A 16676-nucleotide genomic window follows, 5' to 3' on the forward strand; every position below is an offset into this window, starting at 1 on the left:
CCAGGTGAGGGCGGCGTCCATATTGGGAACCAGCGAGAAGTACATCTCGATGCTGGAGAGGGGCCAAAGGGAGCTCAAGCCCATAAGGAGGGCCTACGAGGCATGGGTCGAGGCCGGACTTCCGCTCGATTGGGACAGGCGGGCCTTCGAGGCCGAGCGCAAAATGGATTCTAAAAAACACCTTGCCAAATAGGAGCGTCAGACCAGGAAACCCCCTTATCCGCAGCTCCGAAGGAGCAGGATAAGGGGGTTTCCATGGTCGAGGACGTTCTAAAAACTAAGTCCAGCACGGGCCCGGACGATAACAACCGGCTACAGGTCGATGTGCGATTCCTTGATCGGGAACGGCTCCGCGAAGTGACAGGCGCAGCAGTGGCCCGGGGCAACTTCCTTAAACTCAGGAAGCTTCTCGGAGCAGATGCCCTGCGCGATCGGGCAGCGCGTGTGGAAACGGCAGCCGGTCGGCGGATCCAGCGGCGACGGCGGGTCGCCAGCGAGGATGATGCGTTTGCGGGTCTTCTGGATATCCGGATCGGGCACCGGCACGGCAGACAGCAGCGACTGCGTGTACGGATGGTGAGGCTCGCTATAGAGCGTCTTCCAATCCGAAACCTCGACCATCTTACCCAGATACATAACGGCAACGCGATCGGAGATGTGCTGCACGACGGACAGGTCGTGGGCGATAAAGAGATACGCCGTACCAAACTTGTCCTGCAGTTCCTTAAGCAGGTTCAGAACCTGGGCCTGAATGGAAACATCCAGAGCGGATACCGGCTCGTCACAGATAATCAGCTTGGGCTTCAGCGCAAAAGCGCGGGCGATGCCGACACGCTGACGCTGGCCGCCCGAGAACTCATGCGGATAGCGGTTGATGTGCTCGGGGTTCAGACCGACGACATCCAGCAGCTCACGGACGCGCTCGATACGCTCTTCCTTGGTGCCCACACCATGAATGGTCATGGGCTCGGAGACGATCTCACCAATCGTCATACGAGGGTTGAGCGAAGCATAAGGATCCTGGAAGATAAACTGCATCTCACGACGCATATCCTTGATCTCATGCTTGCTCATCTCGGCAACATCTTTGCCCTGGAAGAACACCTTACCTGCCGTCGGCTTGGTCAGACGCATGATGGTGCGGCCCGTGGTGGACTTACCGCAACCAGACTCGCCGACCAGGCCAAAGGTCTCGCCCGGATAAATCTCGAACGAAATGTCATTCACAGCAGAGACGACACGCTTAGAGAAGCGCTTGGCGAACATGCCGGACTCTGCAGGGAACTCCTTAGAGAGGTGCTCAACCTTCAGCAGCGGAGTACGCTCATTATTGTCTGCCATTTACGCCTCGCCTCCCTTCTTGGAATCCTTGCGCGTACGGGACGTCTCAGGAGCGTTCTTGAGGAACTCGGGGTCACCGGAATAATGGCACGCAGAATAGTGGCCGGACTCGGTAACAACGCGCTCGGGGCGCTGCTTGCGGCACTTGTCCGTCGCATAGGGGCAGCGAGGAGAGAAGACGCAGCCCTCGGGCAGGTTCATGAGCGAAGGCGGGTTGCCGTGAATCGGCGTCAGCGGCTTCTTCTCATCGATGGCCTGCTCCGGGATGGAGCGAATAAGACCCCAGGTGTAGGGATGGCGGCTCTCGTAGAAGATTTCCTCAGCAGTACCGAACTCGACGGGACGGCCGGCGTACATAACCATGATTTTGTCGGCCATATCGGCGACAACGCCCAGGTCATGGGTAATCATGATAATGGCGTTGCCGTTCTTCTCCTGCATCTCCTGCATAAGCTCAATAATCTGAGCCTGAATGGTAACGTCCAGGGCAGTCGTGGGCTCGTCGGCAATCAGGATATCGGGGTCGCAGGCAAGAGCCATAGCGATCATGACACGCTGACGCATTCCGCCGGAGAACTGGTGCGGATATTCATTGACGCGCTTCTCGGGCTCGGGGATACCCACGAGGTCCAAAAGCTCGGTAGCGCGCTTGAGCGCCTCCTGCTTGGAATAGCCACGGTGCAGACGAAGGCCCTCGCCCACCTGCTTGCCGATCTTATAGACCGGGTTCAAGGAGGTCATAGGATCCTGGAAGATCATCGCGATATCGTTACCGCGAATGTGCTGCATCTCTTCCTCGGTCATTTCGAGGATAGAACGACCGCGATAGCGAACGTCGCCGCCCTCGATCTTTCCCGGAGGCATCGAAATGAGGCCCATGATGGTCATGGCGGTCACGGACTTACCGGAGCCGGACTCACCGACGACGCCCAAGGTCTCGCCGCGATCGAGCGTGTAGGAGACACCGTCGACAGCGCGAACGACGCCATCCTCGGTGTGGAAATACATCTTAAGGTCATCGACCTCGAGCAAATGCTGGCCCTCGGGAACCGGCTGGTCCTTCAGGTCCACATAGTTCTTGTTCTTCTTCATCCTTATGCGTCCTTCATCTTGACGTCGAGGGCGTCGCGCAGACCGTCACCCAGCAGGGTGAAGGCGAGCACCGTCGAGAGAATTGCCAGACCGGGCATGATCATCATCCAGGGAGCAGTCAGAAGATACTGCTGACCGTCCTGAATCATGGAGCCCCACGAAGGCGTAGGCGGGATAACGCCCATGCCGAGGAAGGACAGAGCGGACTCGGTCAAAATGGCACCACCAATGTTCATGGTCGCGTAGACCACGATGGAGGCGACGGAGTTCGGGAAGATGTGACGCACGACGATACGAGCATCGGATGCGCCCATCGCGCGCGCAGCGTCAACATAGTCGTTTTCCTTGACCGTCAGGATCGCGGATCGGAAGACGCGCGCAATCGAAGGCCAGCCGAGAATACCGATGGCGATAAAGACGTTCTGAAGACCACGGCCGATAACGGCGATCATGGCGACGACGAACAGCACGTACGGGAACGCCAGGAAGATGTCCGCGCAGCGCATGATAATCGTATCCCAGATGCCGCCATAGAAACCGGCAAGGGCGCCCATGACCAGACCGATCACCGTGGAGATGGCGGTGGCCATAATACCGACGGAAAGCGAAACACGTGCACCGTAGATAACACGAACGAGAATGTCGCGGCCAAGGGCGTCGGTGCCAAACGGGTGCTCGGCACACGGAGCCAGCAGCGACGTCTCGGCCATGGTGGTCGAGTCGGAAGCCGTCGGCGAACCGAGCCAGGGCTTAGCCCACAGATCTGCGGTCAGGGCAACCAAAACGACGACGATGATCCAGCAGACACCGATAACGGCGAGCTTGTTCTTGCGAAGACGCTTAAAAGCGTCGCCCCACAGCGTGCGGGACTTGGCGGGAGCAGATGCGGCCTTGGTGGCGGTAGCCTGCTCCTGAGACTGAGAATCAGTTTCCTGCATGAGACGTACCTCCCTTAGGCCTTATCCGACGGACCGCCAAGGCGGATGCGCGGGTCGAGGAATGCATAGCTAATGTCGACGAGCAGGTTGATCACCATGACGACGACGACGATGAGCGTAACGCCGCCCATAACGATGGGCCAGTCACGCATGCTAATGGCGCGATAGACCTCATAGCCGATACCGGGCCAGTTAAAGACCGTTTCGGTCAGGATGGCACCCGAAAGCATGCCGCCAAAGTCGACACCAATATAGGTAACGACGGGGATGAGTGCATTCTTAAGCGCATGCTTGATGATGATCGCGCGATTGGAGAGACCCTTGGCCTTTGCCGTACGGATGTAATCTTGGTTCATGACGTCAAGCAGCTGCGAACGCATAATGCGGGCAGCATAAGCGGTCGAAACCGAAGCCAGCGTAATGGTCGGAAGCACATAGTGCATCCAATCCTGATACTGAGAGCTGGAACCGCCGGCACCCGAAATCGGCATGGAGAATGCGCCGCCGGTGAGGTCCTTAAGGATGACGCCGAAGAACAGCTGCAGCAGCATGCCGAGCCAGAAGGCGGGAACGGCAACGAGGATCGACGTGGTCAGCGTTACCAAAATATCCCAGAAGGAATAACGCTTTACCGCCGAAATGATACCCGCACCGATACCCATGATCGCCTCGAGCACGATGGCGCACGCGGCGAGTTTGACCGTATACGGATACTTCTGGGCAAAGATTTCCGTAACCGGCAGCTTGCGCTGGTACGAATTACCCAGATCGCCATGAAGCAGACCGTTCATGTAATACAGATAACGGTCTACAAGCGACGTCTGAACGGGATCGCCGTTCTCGTCAAGGATCGCGTTACCGTCCTCGTCCGTCTGGACCAGGTGATAGCGTACGCGAAGCTGAAGCTCTACCTCGGGGGACAGAGCCTTGTCTCCACCGATCAGCTTGATCGGATCTCCCGGCACGATATTCTGGAGGGCGAACAGAATCAGCGTGACGCCCAAAAACACCGGGATGAACTGAAGCACACGTTTAACGATGTACTTACCCATACCACTCCCCTATCTAGGGATTAACCTAAATGGGATGCCGATCGCCAGACCGGCATCCCAAAATTACCATCAGCCAGTTTACCCCAGGTTAGGGGGAACTGTATGTTTCCCATGAGGTCTACGTAAATACTTGACCCTCACGGAAGCTGCAAACTCTTAGGCGAGCTCAGCGGTACCCAGATCGGCGTGCTTCTGCGGATCAACGTAGAGGTACTTGACGCGGTCGGAGCCAGCGATGGTGTGCGTGTAGAACATCACCGGGATGACCGGGCAGTCGGCGGCGACCATGGCGTCGGCCTCCTGCATCTTGGCGATACGCTCGTCGTCGTCAACCGTGGCACGGGCCTCGTCAACCTTGGCGTCAAAGTCGGGGTTGCTGTAACCGGAGCGGTTGTCGCCACCCAGGGAGTCGGAGTGGAACAGCGGATACAGGAAGTTGTCCATGATCGGGTAATCGGCGATCCAGCCCAGACGGCCGAACTGATAGTTGAAGTTCTGATACTGCTCGAGCAGGGCAGACCACTCAGGGGTATCGGAGACGGCGGTGACGCCCACCTTGGCGAGGTCGCCGATGATGGACTCCATGATCTCCTTGTGACCACCGTCCTGGTTGTAGGAAAGGGTCACGTTGATACCGCGGTCGCCGTTAGCGCCGGCAGGAGCGACCTTGTCGAGGTACTCATTGGCCTTATCAACGTTGTACTCGCAGAACTCCCATGCACCCTCCTTGTAGCCGGCGATTCCCGGAGGAACGATGCCGTCAGCGGGGGTACGGGTACCCTTGAAGATGGTCTTGCAGATGGCCTCACGGTTGATAGCCAAGGAAATGCCCCTGCGCAGGTCAGCGTTGTTGAACGGCTCGGCCGTGGTGTTGCACGTCAGATAGTACGTGGAAGGCTCGGAACCGAGTAGCATGCGCGCACCATCACTCATGGTGTAGCCATCCTTGGACTCGCCGCGGTCCTTCTTGGCGGCGTCGATCTGAGCAACGGGAACGTCGCAGACATCAAGGTTACCGGCCTGGAACTCCTTGTAAGCGGTCTCCACGTCCTTGATGACCTGGAAGTGGATGGCGTCGATCTTGGCCTTGTCGCCATAATAATCGTCGAACTTCTTGAGGTTGATCTCCTGACCATCCTCCCACTTACCGTCCATCATGAACGGGCCGTTGCCGACCGGGGCAAGATAGAAGCTCTTGACATCGGTCTCGGCGCACTCGGGAACCGGGGACAGAGCCGGGTGAGAGGCGACGAAGGGGAAGTCGGCGTAGGCAGAAGTCAGCTTGACGACGAGGGTCTCGTCATCCGGGCAGGTGACACCGGTCAGCTCGGTAGCCTTACCGGCAACCAGATCGTCATAGCCCTCGACCATGGAAAGGTGATAGGAGACCTCGGAAGGACCATACTCGGTAGCGATGGCCGACTTGGTGTTGACCAGGCGCTCCCAACCGAGCTTGAAGGACTTGGAGGTAACGTCGTCACCGTTATGGAACTTGGCCTTCTTGATCTTGAAGGTGAACTCGGTGGCGTCGTCGTTAGCCTCAAAGGACTCGCAAGCCAGCGGAACGATCTCGCCCTTCTCGTTATCGTACTCCGTCAGAGCGTCGAAGAGCTGGTATTCGACCTGAGTGCCCTGATCCTCCTGGACGTTGTAGGGGTCGATGCAGACCGGGTTGTTGATGTAGAAGTTCAGCGTCGAACCGGACTCAGAACCGGAAGCGTCGCCGCCCTTCTTGCCGCATGCGGCAAGAAAAGCCATGGAGCTCGCAGCGAGGGTGCCGCCAACAAAGGCGCGACGACCCATAACGGGCTGGTGGAACATAGAATCAGCCATGCCATCCTCCTTATGAGATAGGACAAAGTGAATTCGGCCGGGCAACGTCGAGACAGCCCAATCGAACCATTCAAACGCGGTCCGCTGTTATGGCTGGTTATGCAATGCGGGCCAACGTTTTGCAATACAGTAGCGCATTTTATGCACAATTTGGCGCTGATTCCGGTTAACGGTCGAGAATTTCTTTAGTTGGGCGAAGTATGTGGGGATATTTTGGCTCTGTTACAAGTCTGTAAACAAAAAGGGCCCCGCACATGCGGGACCCTTTACAAACGTATATACGCCGATGCTTAGTAGCCGACGATGCCCTGCGGGAAGAAGAACATGCACAGAACGACACACACGGCAAAAACGACGGCCATAATTACCGTCAGGCGATCGAGGTTCTGCTCCATGACGCCCGTGGCAGAGCTGGAGTTATACAGCGAGCTAGCGATCATATCCGAAACGCCGGTGCCCTTACCGGAATGCATCAGAACGAGAATCGTCAGCGCCACGGCAGAAACAGCCCAAACGACAAACAGAAGAATCTGAAACGGACCCATAGATAAGCTCCTTAATAGAACGATTCAAACTCCAGTACTGTACCACAACCTCCAACACTCCCCCACCTGCCATTTAGGGACGGGGCAGAAATGGCAGAAATACCAAAAAGGGGGTCGTCCGGTTGTGGACAACCCCCTTACTAGAAAACGGTATTTGTTTTCTATTAGGCCTCGGTGGCGAGCACGCGACCCGTCATCTCGGCGGAAGGCTCAATACCAGCCATGATGAGCATGGTCGGAGCGATATCGGAAAGACGGCCGTCCTCGATACCGGTGAGCTTGGCCTTATCATCAACGATGATGAACGGCACGCGGTTGGTGGTGTGAGCCGTAAACGGATGCTTGGAACCGTCGGAAGCAACGTCAAACATGTGATCGGCGTTGCCATGGTCGGCGGTAATCAGCGCAAAGCCGCCCTTGGCGAGAATCGCCGGGACAACCTTGGACAGAGCATCGTCAACAGCCTCGACGGCCTTAACGGCGGCGTCGAAGACACCGGTGTGACCAACCATGTCGCAATTTGCGAAGTTCACGATGTAGAAATCAGCGCGATCCTCGTTGATAGCGGCGACAAGCTTCTCGGTAACCTCGGGAGCGCTCATCTCGGGCTGCAGATCGTAGGTAGCGACCTTGGGGGAAGCGACGAGCACGCGCTCCTCGCCCTCCTTGGGCTCCTCGATGCCGCCGTTGAGGAAGAACGTCACGTGAGCGTACTTCTCGGTCTCGGCGGTGTGCAGCTGCTTCAGGCCATTGGCGGCGATAACGTCGGCCAGGACGTTCTCGGGGAACGTCTTGGGGAAGGCGACCTCGACGTCAAACGTCGGATCGTACTCGGTCATCGTCACAAAGTGCGAGAGCTTAATCTGCTCGCGCTCAAAGCCATCGAACTCCTTGTCCGTGAACACGCGGGTCATCTGACGAGCGCGGTCGGGACGGAAGTTGAAGAAGATGGCCGCGTCGCCCTCGTGGATGCCCTCGTTGTGGGCCGCGAAAGGCTCGACGAACTCGTCGCCGCGCGGATCCTTCTCGTAGTAGGCCTTGATACCGGCAACGGGGTCGGTATCGGCATCGGACGCGTTGACCATGACGTCGTAGGCGCGCTGGATGCGCTCCCAACGGTTGTCGCGGTCCATGGCCCAATAGCGGCCCGAAACGGTGGCAACGCGAGCGTCGCAACCGGTCTCCTCGGAGATCTTAGCCAGGAAAGCGCAGAACTCGCTCATGTAGCCGGCACCGGACTGCGGGTCGACGTCGCGGCCATCCATGAAGGCGTGGACGCGAACGGTCTTGACGCCATGCTGGGCAGCCATCTTGACCAGAGCCTCGACGTGGTTCATGTGAGAATGAACACCGCCAGGGCTCATAAGGCCCATGAGGTGCAGGGTCTTGCCTTCGGCCTTGACGTCGTCCATAGCTTTGACGAAAACCTCGTTCTTGGCGATGGAGCCGTCCTTGATGGCGTTGTTGATGCGCGAAAGCTCCTGGAACACGATGCGGCCGGCACCGATGTTGAGGTGGCCTACCTCGGAGTTGCCCATCTGACCGTCGGGAAGGCCCACGTCCTCGCCCGAAGCACCGAGCGTGGTGTGAGGATACTTCTCGTACAGGCTATCAAGGAAGGGCGTCTTGGCAGCGGCGACGGCGTTCTCGCCATCGGCCGGAGCAAGGCCGCAGCCATCCATGATGATCAGGAGTGCAGGAAGATGACGCTGTGCCATATGTCCTACTCGCCTGCCTTGACGACCATAGAGGCGAAGTCGGCAGCCTTGAGCGAAGCGCCGCCCACGAGGGCGCCGTCAACGTCAGGCTTAGCGACGAGCTCGGCGATGTTGCCGGGCTTGGCAGAGCCACCATAGAGAACGCGGATGCCGTTAGCGAGCTCCTCGCCAAACATCTCCTTGAGGGTCTCACGGATAGCGCCGCAGACCTCCTGGGCGTCCTCAGCGGTAGCGGTCTTGCCGGTGCCGATGGCCCAGATGGGCTCGTAGGCGACGACGACCTGCTTGGGGCAGGTGATCTCAAGACCGGCAAGGCCAGCCTTGACCTGGTTCACGACGTGCTCGACATAGGTGCCAGCCTCGCGGACCTCGAGGGACTCGCCGCAGCAGAAGACGGGAACAAGACCGGCGGCAACGAGGGCCTTGGCCTTCTTGTTCTGATCCTCGTCGGTCTCGTGGAAGTAGTCGCGACGCTCGGAGTGACCGATGATGCAGTAGGTGCAGCCAGCGGACTTGAGCATGTCGCAAGAGGACTCACCGGTGAAGGCACCCTTGGCCTCCCAGTACACGTTCTGTGCACCGAGGGCGATGGGGGCAGCCTGAATGCGGTCATGAACCGTGGTGATGTCAATGGTCGGAGGGCAGACGAGCACCTCGACGCCAGCCGGAACCTCGGGCAGAGCCTGAGCCAGCTCATCGGCGAGCTTGGCGGCCTCGGCGACGTCGTTGTTCATCTTCCAGTTACCAGCGATAAGAAGGGTGCGATTAGGCATCGAGAAGCGCCTCCACTCCGGGCAGGGCCTTACCCTCGACGAGCTCCATGGAAGCGCCACCACCGGTGGAGATCCAGCTCATCTTGTCGGCCAGGTTGAACTTGTTGACAGCCGCGACAGAGTCGCCACCGCCGATGATCGAGGTGCAGTCGGCCTCGGCGACGGCCTCGGCGATAGCCTGGGTGCCGTGAGCGAAGTTGTCGAACTCGAATACACCCATGGGGCCGTTCCAGAACACGGTCTTGGCGCCCTTGACGGCCTCGGCGTAGAGCTCCTCGGTCTTGGGGCCGATGTCCATGCCCTCACGATCGTCGGGGATAGCGTCGGAAGCGACAACCTCGGGGACAGCGTCCTCGCCAAAGTGATCGGCAACGCGGTTGTCGATGGGGAGCAGGATCTTGACGCCCTTCTCCTCGGCCTTCTTGAGCATCTCGCCGGCGCGCTCGACCCAGTCCTCTTCCTTGAGGGACTGACCGACGGTCAGGCCCTGAGCCAGGAAGAAGGTGTAGGCCATGCCGCCACCGATGATCAGGGTGTCAGCGGAGTCGATGAGGTGATCGAGAACGCCGATCTTGGAGGAAACCTTGGAACCGCCGACGATAGCAACGAAGGGGCGCTCGGGCTCGGCGAAGATGCCGGTCAGCGTGTCGACCTCCTTCTCGAGCAGGAAGCCGGCGACGGCAGGCAGGTAAGCGGCGGGACCCACGACGGAACCCTGGGCGCGGTGAGCGGTACCGAAAGCATCGAGAACGAAGACGTCACCATAGGAAGCGAGCTTCTTGGCGATCTCGGGATCGTTCTTCTTCTCGCGCTTGTCAAAACGGACGTTCTCGAGAACGAGGACCTTGCCCGGCTCGACGGCGGCAACAGCCTCAGCAGCCTTCTCGCCGTAGGTGTCGGCGACAAAGGCAACATCGAGACCAGAGAGCTCAGCGAGCTTCTTGGCGACAGGCTCAAGGGAGAGCTCGGGCTGGAAGCCGGTGCCATCGGGACGGCCGAGGTGGCTCATGAGGATGACGCGAGCGTTGTGCTCAACGAGGTAGTTGATGGTGGGCAGGGCAGCCTTGATGCGGGTGGTATCGCCAACGACGCCATCCTTGATAGGCACGTTGAAGTCAACGCGGACGAGAACGCGCTTGCCGTCGACATCGATGTCGCGGACGGTCTTCTTGGTAAAGGCCATGTTTGCTTCTACCTTTCGTACGTGTCTGCCTCCCATTACGGGCAGACGATTTCCTATAAAAAGGGCGCGACCCTAGGGTGTAAGCCCTATGAGGCCGCGCCCTTCTTTAGACGCTCAACGAGCTATTCGCTAAAAGCTAAATTAAGCAACGAACTTCTCGAAGTACTTGATGGTGCGGACCATCTGAGAGGTGTAGGAGTTCTCGTTGTCGTACCAAGAGGTGACCTGAACGAGGGTCTGGCCGTTGCCGAGGTCAGAGCACATGGTCTGAGTGGCGTCGAAGATGGAGCCGTGGGTCTCGCCGATGATGTCGGTGGAGACGATGTCGTCCTCGTTGTAACCGAAGGTCTCGGAGATGGTGGAAGCGTAGGCCTTCATAGCGGCGTTGACCTCGTCGACGGTGACCTTCTTGTCAACAACAGCGTAGAGGTTGGTGATGGAGCCGGTCGGCGTCGGGACGCGCTGGGCGGCACCGATGAGCTTACCGTTGAGCTCGGGGAGAACCAGGCCGATAGCCTTGGCAGCACCGGTGGTGTTGGGGACGATGTTGACGGCGCAGGCGCGGCTACGACGCTTGTTGCCCTTGCGCTGCGGGCCGTCGAGCGGCATCTGGTCGCCGGTCCAGGCGTGAATGGTGGTCATGATGCCGGACACGATGGGAGCGAAGTCGTTCAGACCCTTGGCCATCGGGGCGAGGCAGTTGGTGGTGCAGGAAGCAGCGGAGATGATGTTGTCCTCAGCGGTCAGCGTCTCGTGGTTGACGTTGTACACGATGGTGGGCAGATCGCTGCCGGCCGGAGCGGAGATGACGACCTTCTTGGCGCCAGCGTTGATGTGGGCCTGAGCCTTAGCCTTGCTGGTGTAGAAGCCGGTGCACTCGAGAACGACGTCGACGTCGAGGTCGCCCCAAGGCAGGTTGTTGGCGTCGGCCTCCTTGTAGATCTTGATCTCCTTGCCGTCAACGGTGATGGAATCCTCGCCAGCAACGACCTCGTGATCGCGAGCGTAGTTGCCCTGCGTGGAGTCGTACTTCAGCAGGTAAGCGAGCATATCGGGAGAGGTGAGGTCGTTGATAGCGACGATCTCGGAGCCCTCATGACCGAACATCTGACGGAAAGCCAGACGACCGATGCGACCGAAGCCGTTAATAGCAACCTTTACTGCCATTGTGTCTCCTTTCGTAAGGCCCCCGCAAGCTACAGCGCCCGCCGTTGAGGCCCACAAACTAACCACTCGCCTAATATACCTTTTTTTTGACTTGAATTTCACGAGAATGCTCGAAATTGAAAATCAAATTTACGTTAAAACGTTTTAAAGAATAAAATAGCAGCTAAATCCGTATATACGCCGATGCTTTAAACTACCTGTTTGCTTCAATGAGCTTTTCAAGCCTCAAAACTCGATGGTAGAGGGCTGACTTCGACAAGGGAGGGTCAGCCATCTCCCCCAAATCACGCAGCGACAGATCGGGATAGCGCTCGCGCAGGTCGCAAAAGACCGCCAAGGCATCCGGAAGCGCATCGCGAAGGCCACGCTGCTCGAGCTCATCGATAAGCGCAAGCTGATGTTGGGCAGCACCGGCGCTTCTGGTCTGGTTGGCGAGCTCGGCGTTCACGCGACGGTTCACATCGTTCTTAACCAACTTGACCGCGCGCGCCTCCTCAATCTCGGCAACGCTGCGCTTGGCACCAATCAGCTTTAATAAATGCTCGATTTCCTCGGCGCTCTTAATGTATACGGCATATGACCCCCGCCGTGCATTAACACGAGCATGGACCCCAATCTGCCCCAACAGGTCGCAAAGCCCCTTAGCATATTGCTCGCCCTGCACCGCGATCTCCAAATGAAAATCGCCGCGTGGATCGGCCACGAAGCCGCCCGCGATGAGCGCGCCGCGGATGTAGGCAAGCCTGCAGCAGGGACGGGCAACGATGTGTCGGGGAACACCAGCGACGAGCCCTCCCCTGCGGTCTAGAATGCCCAGCAGCACCAGAGCCTTGTCCAGGTCGGGTTGATCGGGCAGGGTAATGAGATAGTTACGGACCTTATGCAAGACCGATTTACGAACGGTGAATTCCGTTTTGAGCTTAAGGATGCGATGCGTCAGCGTGATCATCGTGCGCGCGACGGCTCCCGTCTCGGTCGCGACCGTCAAACGATACCGCCCGGAGCCGGCCAACGAAAGCGTACCGCTCACACGCGTCAGGGCGGCAAGCGTCGACAAATCGCAGTATTCACATTCGGGTTCGCAGCGCGCAAGCTCGTCGCGCACCTCAGCGGTAAACGACATGCAGGCCTATGCCTTCGTGTTGGCGCGCGACAGGTCGCGGTGGGAGATGCTCACGTGATACTGGGTGCCTTCCAGGTAACGGGCCGTGGCCTCGGCAATGGCGACGCTACGGTGCTGTCCGCCCGTGCAGCCGATGGCGATAGAAAGCTGCGGTTTACCCTCCGCGATATAGCCCGGCATCACCGTATCGAGCAGCTGTGTCCAAGCCTTCCAAAACTCCTGCGTCTTGGGATGGTCCAGAACAAAATCGGAGACCTTTTTATCGAGACCGGTCATCGTGCGCATCTCGGGATCGTAGAACGGATTGGGCAGGAAGCGGACGTCGATCATAATGTCCGCCTCGACGGGCATGCCGTGCTTAAAGCCAAACGAGAACACATGGACGTCCATGAGCTGTTGGTCGGACAGTTCGGAAAATGCCATACGTAGCTTGTTGCGCAGCGCAGAGGTGCGCAGACGGCTCGTGTCGATAATCATATCGGCTCGATCGCGCACGCCCTGCAGCTGAAGGCGCTCGCGCTGAATGGCATCGGCCGTAGTCTCCCCCGGCTTGGCAATGGGATGACGGCGGCGATTTTCGCTGTAGCGACGAATCAGCACCTCGTCAGAAGCCTCCAGGAACACGATGTCGCAGCTCATCTCGCGCTCTTCGAGCGCGGCGACCGCATCGAGCAACTCGTCAAACAGTCCCTGGCTACGCAAATCGCAGGTGACGGCGAGATGCCTGCCCACGCCCGTATTGATGCCGACGAGCTCGGCAAGCTGGGCGATGAGACGCGGAGGCAGGTTATCAATGCAAAAATAGCCCATGTCCTCGAACACGTGCATGGCCTGTGTGCGGCCCGATCCGGACATTCCGGTGATGATGACGATATCGGGGATGCGCTCCGAGCGCTCCGCCGCATCCATGGCATCTCCCTTTTGCATGTGCTGCCTCCCAAAAACAAGCGCGGGACCCAGCAACCCGGATCCCGCGCGGTCAATTGCCTATATTGAGTATACCGCCCCGAGCGGATACGAGGCCTGTCTTACGCCTCAAGCGCAGCCTTGAACCAACTCGTAATACTCGTGGGGTGCGTGATGGCGGTGCCGACGACAACGGCCCAGGCGCCAGCATCGATCGCAGCGCGAGCCTCCTCGGGCGTGTGCACGCGGCCCTCGCAGATGATGGGAAGACCGGGGAATTCCTCGGTCGCCTGACGCAGGAGTGGCAGGTCGGGGCCATCGGCCATGGTGCAGTCGATGGCGGCGACGCCGTGAGAAAGCGTGGTGGATACCAGGTCAAAGCCCATATCAACCGCACGGCGAATGTCCTCGATGGTGGCACAATCCGCCATCAGGAGCACACCCTCCTCGTGCAGCGGGCGGAAGGTATCCTCGACGGTCTTGCCATCGGGACGCGGACGATCAGTGGCGTCGATCGCCACGATATCGGCACCGGCAGCAACGCAGGCGCGAGCGTGACGCAGCGTCGGCGTGATGTAAACGCCCTCGTGTCCATCCTTCCACAGGCCGATGACGGGAACCTCACAGCGACCCTTAATGGCGGCAATGTCGGCAAGGCCCTGACAGCGAATGGCGGCGGCGCCGCCAAGCTCGCAAGCGCGAGACATTTGAGCCATGGTCTCGGGCGTACGAAGCGGCTCGCCCATATACGCCTGAACGCTCACGACGAGCTTGCCCTTCAGGGATTGAATCAAAGGATCGACGGTCATAAGGCTGCAACCTTTCTCAGAACAGCCTCCCGAGGCGTGTTGTCTCGGGAGGCTCCTACAGCAGATACGTTTACTTCAACGAGGCAAGAAGATGCTCAGCGGCACCGATGAGCGGAGCATCGCCCTCCAGAGAACCGATGAGGATCGGCGTGTCCTGAAGCGGATCGAGCGCCTGGCTGGCATAGCCCTCGTGCACCGAATCCTTCCACGTCTGCGAACGCCAATCGGGACCTTGGTGAATCACGCCGCCCGAAAGCACGATGACCTCAGGGTCCAGGATGTTAGCGAGCGAGCCCAAGCTGGCACCCAGCGCAAAGCCGGCATCATGGATGACCTCGGTCGCCTTTGCGTCGCCTGCACGGCACAGGTCGTTCACATCGCGACCGACCGAAGGACGGCTGGGGTCGACGCGGCCAAAGCGCTCATCGTACATACGACCAATGGAAGTGCCCGAAGCAACCGACTCCAGATGGCCGGAACGCCCGCAGGCGCAGGGAATGCCGGCGGCAGCCGAGCACTCGATGTGGCCCATATGGCCAGCAGCACCATGGAAGCCCTGCATCACGCGGCCGTTCTCGACATATGCGCCGCCGATACCCGTACCGATGCCAAGACACAAGACGGAGAACTTGCCCTTGCCGACACCCCAGTGGGCCTCGCCCAGAGCATGAGCCTGCACGTCGCCCACAACGGCAACGGGAAGACCAAGGTCCTCGCGCAGACGCGGCCCCAACTGAACGCCGGACCAGCCGGGCATGATCTCATTGGCATACGCAATGGCGCCCGTCTTGGGATCGACGACGCCTGCGGCGCCAATGCCGACACCAAGAACCTCGACATCGGGGTTCGCTTCGATGGCGGCCTTAATAGACGCCTCGATGCGCTGGAAAACTGCCTCGCCGCCTTCTTGGGCCTCGGTGGGAACCTCGGCTTCAAAGACCGGATGGGGCACGCTGCCATCAGCCGGGTACTCCATGATGGCAGTCGCAATTTTAGTTCCGCCGATATCGACAGAGCAGACGTACTTGTTCTCCATGTCGCTCTCCTTCGGAGATAAAAACAACTACAGGAAATGCGCCGTCAGGCTAGCCGTCACAGCGCAGTAAAGGTTTTCCAGGTGTCTGAGATCGCCGAGAAACCGTGTGGCCATTGACCTAATGGGTCATGGCCACACGGTTGAACGGCGAGGTCGGGTGCCTGGGGAAGCTTTACAGGAGACCGTTGTCCTGGAGGACCTTCCTAATCGCCTCGACGTTCTCGCCGGTCATGGCCTTCACCGGGCGCGGCATGGTCGGGCTGTCGAAGATACCCATGAGGTTCATAGCGGTCTTGAAGGCGCCGACGCCACCGGCATAGCCCTGGACGCCCGAGGTGACGTCCCAGATGTGCGAAATCTCATTGAGGCGATCCTGCTCGGCCTTGACGGTAGCCCAGTCGCCGGCCTGAGCGGCCTTCCACTGGCGCACGTAGCCCTCGGGCTCAACGTTGGCAAGGCCCGGGACAGAGCCGTCGGCGCCACCGAGGTAAGCGCCGTCGACAACGACCTCGTGACCGGTGAGGATGCTCATCGGATGGCCATTCTTCTCGTTCTCCTGAACGAGGTAGCGGAACGAGATGTCATCACCCGAGGAATCCTTGACGCCAGCAAGGACGCCCTCGGCGCCGAGCTTGGCAAGGAGCTTCCAGGGGAGCTTGGTGTGAACGCACACGGGAATGTCATAGGCAAAGATGGGCAGATCGAGCTCCTCGTGCAGAATGCGGAAGTGCTCCTCGACCTCGGTCATGCCCTGCAGGGCATAGAACGGGCAGGTGGCGACGAGGGCATCGGCACCCAGCTCCTGAGCGACCTTACCGTGCTCAATCATGCGCTCGGTCTCGGTATCGATGATGCCGACCAGAACAGGCACGCGGTGATCGACGATGCGCACGGCCTCGGCGATAATCTGGCGACGGCGCTCGTCGGTGGAGAAGACGACCTCGCCCGAGGATCCCAGGAAGAACAGGCCATCGACGCCGGCATCGATCATGCGGTTGATGCTGCGCTCAAAGGAGACAACATCGAGCTGGTGATCTTCGGTATCGGGAACAACGACGGGAGGGATAACGCCGGTGAATTTCTGAGTTGCCACAAGAATCTCCTTAGTTGTCTGGCGGGCGGCCCTATGCCACCCACTCTTCTTGGCAGTGTCCAGGCCG

At 59.3% G+C, this 16676-nt stretch carries 16 protein-coding genes; 1 reads left to right on the forward strand and 15 read right to left on the reverse strand.

Annotated features, from left to right (window positions below):
- Positions 1-193, forward strand: a 193-nt coding sequence (locus PMX72_RS07385) for a hypothetical protein (protein WP_271746195.1), incomplete at its 5' end; no start/stop codon positions are given.
- 119 nt (positions 194-312) lie between these two features.
- Here the strand turns inward: PMX72_RS07385 and PMX72_RS07390 are convergent.
- The 15 genes from PMX72_RS07390 to PMX72_RS07460 all read right to left on the reverse strand — a co-directional run bounded on the left by PMX72_RS07390 (position 313) and on the right by PMX72_RS07460 (position 16609).
- Positions 313-1341, reverse strand: a complete 1029-nt coding sequence (locus PMX72_RS07390) for an ABC transporter ATP-binding protein (protein ID WP_006236139.1) — start codon at positions 1339-1341, stop codon at positions 313-315.
- Entirely contained in the window at positions 1342-2433 is a 1092-nt protein-coding gene (locus PMX72_RS07395) for an ABC transporter ATP-binding protein (RefSeq protein ID WP_117564867.1), read from the reverse strand.
- 2 nt (positions 2434-2435) lie between these two features.
- On the reverse strand, positions 2436-3371 hold the full coding sequence (locus PMX72_RS07400; RefSeq protein WP_089572954.1) for an ABC transporter permease: 936 nt from the start codon (positions 3369-3371) through the stop codon (positions 2436-2438).
- Positions 3372-3385: 14 nt separating this feature from the next.
- Positions 3386-4423: an ABC transporter permease gene (locus PMX72_RS07405; RefSeq protein WP_089572952.1), complete on the reverse strand. Its 1038-nt coding sequence runs from the start codon at positions 4421-4423 to the stop codon at positions 3386-3388.
- Positions 4424-4579: 156 nt separating this feature from the next.
- On the reverse strand, positions 4580-6256 hold the full coding sequence (locus PMX72_RS07410; RefSeq protein ID WP_117564868.1) for a peptide ABC transporter substrate-binding protein: 1677 nt from the start codon (positions 6254-6256) through the stop codon (positions 4580-4582).
- Between the two features lie 290 nt (positions 6257-6546).
- Complete coding sequence (secG, locus tag PMX72_RS07415) at positions 6547-6801, reverse strand: preprotein translocase subunit SecG (protein ID WP_006236144.1); 255 nt, start codon at positions 6799-6801, stop codon at positions 6547-6549.
- Positions 6802-6965: 164 nt separating this feature from the next.
- Entirely contained in the window at positions 6966-8519 is a 1554-nt protein-coding gene (gpmI, locus tag PMX72_RS07420; RefSeq protein ID WP_117564869.1) for a 2,3-bisphosphoglycerate-independent phosphoglycerate mutase, read from the reverse strand.
- 5 nt (positions 8520-8524) lie between these two features.
- Positions 8525-9292 (reverse strand): triose-phosphate isomerase, encoded by a 768-nt coding sequence (gene tpiA, locus PMX72_RS07425; protein ID WP_022094882.1) that lies wholly within the window; start codon positions 9290-9292, stop codon positions 8525-8527.
- A complete protein-coding gene (locus PMX72_RS07430; protein ID WP_117564871.1) occupies positions 9285-10475 on the reverse strand; it encodes a phosphoglycerate kinase in 1191 nt (396 codons plus the stop codon). The genes tpiA and PMX72_RS07430 overlap by 8 nt, the downstream gene beginning before the upstream one ends.
- A 141-nt stretch (positions 10476-10616) precedes the next feature.
- The gene (gene gap / locus PMX72_RS07435) at positions 10617-11642 is read right to left on the reverse strand and encodes a type I glyceraldehyde-3-phosphate dehydrogenase (protein WP_099431436.1); all 1026 of its coding nucleotides are present in this window, start codon (positions 11640-11642) and stop codon (positions 10617-10619) included.
- Positions 11643-11835: 193 nt separating this feature from the next.
- Complete coding sequence (gene whiA / locus PMX72_RS07440) at positions 11836-12765, reverse strand: DNA-binding protein WhiA (RefSeq protein WP_099431435.1); 930 nt, start codon at positions 12763-12765, stop codon at positions 11836-11838.
- 6 nt (positions 12766-12771) lie between these two features.
- A complete protein-coding gene (gene rapZ / locus PMX72_RS07445) occupies positions 12772-13692 on the reverse strand; it encodes an RNase adapter RapZ (RefSeq protein ID WP_118227153.1) in 921 nt (306 codons plus the stop codon).
- Positions 13693-13793: 101 nt separating this feature from the next.
- Positions 13794-14480, reverse strand: a complete 687-nt coding sequence (locus PMX72_RS07450; RefSeq protein WP_022094877.1) for an N-acetylmannosamine-6-phosphate 2-epimerase — start codon at positions 14478-14480, stop codon at positions 13794-13796.
- Between the two features lie 70 nt (positions 14481-14550).
- Positions 14551-15516: an ROK family protein gene (locus PMX72_RS07455; RefSeq protein ID WP_118227155.1), complete on the reverse strand. Its 966-nt coding sequence runs from the start codon at positions 15514-15516 to the stop codon at positions 14551-14553.
- 172 nt (positions 15517-15688) lie between these two features.
- A complete protein-coding gene (locus PMX72_RS07460; protein ID WP_117647503.1) occupies positions 15689-16609 on the reverse strand; it encodes a dihydrodipicolinate synthase family protein in 921 nt (306 codons plus the stop codon).
- Between the last annotated feature and the right edge of the window lie 67 nt (positions 16610-16676).

Source organism: Collinsella aerofaciens, assembly GCF_028207065.1.
Classification (GTDB): domain Bacteria; phylum Actinomycetota; class Coriobacteriia; order Coriobacteriales; family Coriobacteriaceae; genus Collinsella; species Collinsella aerofaciens_AR.